This is a genomic window from Candidatus Megaera venefica, from assembly GCF_034554655.1.
In the GTDB taxonomy this organism is placed as follows: Bacteria; Pseudomonadota; Alphaproteobacteria; order Rickettsiales; family Rickettsiaceae; genus Megaera_A; species Megaera_A venefica.
Genome location: NZ_JARJFB010000152.1, coordinates 1 through 3,877, shown reverse-complemented (window position 1 = coordinate 3,877; position 3,877 = coordinate 1). Strand labels below are relative to the sequence as shown.

Genomic DNA, 3,877 nt, shown 5'->3' with positions numbered 1-3,877 from the left:
ATCTGGTACAATCTCTAGGATTGATTTCTATTATCTGCATAAAGTCCATTTAGTATGATTAGATTATACTATAAATAACATACTAATATCGCTTAGTCGAGATAATTGTCCCACGTGGGGCATAATTAAAAGTAAGATAAAATAAACTATGTATTATAGAGACACTATAATAAGTAAGACAGGATTAAAAAATAACTAATCTATATTATCATATAATAATATTACATATTATGACGATAAGATTATTCTATAATTATAGAAAGCAATAAGTACAAAAGATTTAGAATTAAGTTTAATTTATGATTTCAAGATTATGAGCAGCGGTGTTAAGCTCTACTTTTAGAGAATCAAGATCGTTAACATATCCGTACCATTCCGTGCGCAGTTTATTCCATTTTAAACCATACTTTCTAACAGCTTGGCGAATTTCACTACTAGGTTCTTGTTCAAATTTCAAAATTACGGCATGTTTAGTTGTTTGCTCTTGATCTAATTTAGTTTTACCAATTTTAGTCCACTCATCTTTAATTACTTGATTAGTTTCTAACGATGAAGCAATTGATAATAATGCGCCGTAAAGTGTATTAGTAGCTAAATAATCTAAACCCGCCTTAGTAACTAATCCGCCGACTTCAATTAAATGCCTAGTACGCATTTTGCGCTCTTTTAATTTTAATCTTGTTTCTTCTGCGAGGAGTCTATTTTTCTTTTGTTCTAATCTAACTTTTTGCTCTACTACATTTTGCATAAATTATAAATCTTTAATTATTTGTATCTAGTATATCATATTTAGTTTATAGAAAAACAGCAAATTGTCAAATCATCCACAATCAAATAAAATTAGCCGTCTCTAGTACATATAGTAATGTAGTATATTCCCCGCTGCCTACCATACCTATTTGTTTGTACTTAACTATGCTACCTAATATTAAAAACCTTTTTCCTGAGTTGGGATAAAGTTATAACATCTCATTTCGAAGAAATAGTGTTATACGCAAGATGCACTGTAAACAATGCTTGCTTTTTACTCTAGCTCAGAATAAAATAAATTAAATTTCAATTATTTACATTAGTTATAAACAATGGCAATCGGATTTGCTAAATCTAGATACGTGAGTAGAAGTACGGGAGGCAATGCTTGTAACAGTAGTGCATATAATGCTAGAACTAAAATAGTAGATGAACGTACGGGTAAGCTATACAATTGGACAAGAAAGGAAGACAATGTTTATCATGAAATATTGCTGCCTAATTATGCAAACAAAAAGTTTCAAAATCCTTCCGTATTATCAAATGAAGTTGAGGCAAAAGAACATCAGAAAAATAGTCAATTATATATAGAATGGGTACTAGCTCTTCCCAAAGAAGACGAAATTACTCTAGAAATGAAAAAAGAATTAGTTCAAAGGTTTATAAAATATAAAGGATGGGTAGAAGAAGGTCTCGGCGTACAAATTGATATTCATGCACCGCATAAAGATAGCTCTAGTAAAACTGTTGAGAACGAAAAATTATCGGAAGAAGCATTAGAGCAAAAAGAACTAAATAATAACTGGCATGCTCACTTATTGTTTACAACTCGCAGGTTTAGAAAAGACGGTGAAGGTTTAGAGAGATTAAAAGCTCGAGATTTACAGCCTGATGTAAGACAGGGGAAAGTGGTAGAAGAAACAAAAGATAGTATTGCATGGACTAATATACAAAATGAGTATTTTAAAGAACAAGGGATTGATTTAAGAGTAGATTTACCGAGAGAAATTACTCAAGAACATATCGGTCCTATACGTATGCGTAGCGTCTTAAATGAGGCGGTAATTCGCAATGAAGAACGTAAATTTGCTAACATAGAATCGTTAAAAACTGGAGCGGATGTTATTGCTAGAGTTACCAAGTATGCAAGTATTTTTAACGTAAAAGATCTGGAAAGAGCGGTCAAATGTATTCCTTGTCATGAAAGAGCCGCTGACCTAGTTCTTGATGCCCTAAATTCCGATCAAATAACAGCTCTATACCACGAAGGCGGAGGAGAAAGTGGTTTTTATACTACAGCAATCGTTAGAGCGGAAGAATTAAAACTAATACGACTCAGTGGATACGTAGAGAAACAAAAGAATTTAATGACTAGGGATTCAGGCGTTGAACCTAGGGTAATAGCTAAGATAATCAATGAAGATGAATCTTTAAGCGGCCAACAAAAAGAAGCTTTGTCGCATCTAACTCTTACAGATTGCGGTATTAAAATTCTTAAAGGGCGCGCAGGCAGCGGTAAAAGTCACGTACTCGGTAAACTAGCTTCAATTGCTAATTATTCCCAAATAAACATAATTGCACTTGCTCCTACCCATAAAGCTGCGCGTGAATTAGCCTCTGTCGGTTATAATAAATCCGATACGATCAAAGGGTTTTTATTTAAACTTTACAATTCTAAACTAGATCTTCCTAAAGGCAGCTTAGTTGTTATAGATGAAGCTGGAATGGTCGGTAATGACGATTATTCCGAAGTGTTGCGCGTTGCAGCTGCTAGAAGCTGTAATGTTATATTGGCGGGGGACGAGCGGCAGCTGTCTTCTATCGGACGCGGCGGGATGTTTGAGACCTTTGCCGATAAATTCGGTTCATATGAGATGAATGATATTAGAAGGCAAGAAAGCCAGTGGAGCAAAGATATCGCCTTAGCATTTTCCGAAGGAAATATAAGGTTCGGTATTGATATACTAAAGTCGAATAATCGCTTAAATAACGCTGATACAAAAATAGATTCCATGGAATCGTTACTAAATTCTTGGAATAGCAGCTCGGAAGGTGTTGAAAACAGGCTAATTATAGCCGTTAGAAATACCGATGTTGATGCCTTAAATGCAGGTGTAAGAGAGTTACTAAAGGCAAAAAATATTTTAAGCGGATCGGAAGTATTAATTACCAAAGACGGCAAGAACTACTGCTTTATGAAAAATGACCGTATTGTTTTTAATCAGAGTAATAAAGAGGTAGGCGTAAGTAACGGAGATTTCGGTATCGTTAAGTCACTAAGCAACGTAAAATTTACGGTAATGCTAGATAACAAAACAGAAATAGAGTTTAACCTTGGCGAATTTAGTGGTTTCAAGCACGGTTACGCCTCTACCGTCTATAAAGCACAAGGCAGCTCGATTAGAGACGTATACGTACTTCATGACGGATTCTCTACTAATAAAAACTCTTACGTTGCCATGAGCCGTCATATCAAAGATATTCATCTATATACCAACAAGGTCGCAACCAAAACAGATAATCATCTGATAAAACAATTAGGCTTTAATCCTGAAGTTGGTAGTAGCCTTAATTATTATACGAAAGAAGATTTAGAAGTTAAGAGCCTTTCGGAAAGCAAAGGGGTATTTGCCAAAACCGTTGATAGGCTCAGTGAGAAACTTAAAAGCGGGATTACATCGTTTATTGATAAAAGCTCCGTTGATAGAGATTATTACGTCTTTGAAAAGCCTGAGGTTAGTAAAGCCGAGGCTTATGAAATTCTAGAACTAGTAAATGAATATAATGAGTCTCCTGTAAATTCTTCTAGCGTAGCTGATGAAGAAGCTTTTGTATTAGAGGAAGGAGCGGTAGTAGGCGGCTACAATATCAATCAAAAAGGTGTAGGTAATAATATTACTAAATCTTCAAATAATATAACAAGTAAGTCAGGGAATGATATTGCAACCTCTAACCCAAATACACTCTCGCAACAATCGCCTCAATTTACTAATACGGTATCCACAAGAAAACAGAGCATGACTCCTAAAGAGCGGTTTTACGCAAATAAAGATTATCTATTGAAGAAACAAGCCGCTAATAATGTTGATTACGAACAAGAAAATCAAAACTTACGACAAGAAATCAA

Annotated in this window: 2 protein-coding genes; one reads left to right on the top strand and one right to left on the bottom strand. The window is 34.6% G+C overall.

What is annotated here, in order from left to right; translation table 11 throughout:
• Positions 1-292: 292 nt before the first annotated feature.
• Positions 293-748, bottom strand: coding sequence for a conjugal transfer protein TraD (locus Megvenef_RS07860; RefSeq protein WP_322777404.1), 456 nt, complete (start codon positions 746-748; stop codon positions 293-295).
• A 334-nt stretch (positions 749-1,082) separates the two neighbouring features.
• Here Megvenef_RS07860 and Megvenef_RS07855 point away from each other — a divergent pair.
• Positions 1,083-3,877, top strand: a 2,795-nt coding sequence (locus tag Megvenef_RS07855) for an AAA family ATPase (RefSeq protein WP_322777403.1), incomplete at its 3' end; no start/stop codon positions are given.

Coding starts and splice junctions, on each gene's coding strand:
- Megvenef_RS07860 (WP_322777404.1), bottom strand. CDS start 748: ATGCAAAATGTAGTAGAGCAAAAAGTTAGATTAGAACAAAAGAAAAAT.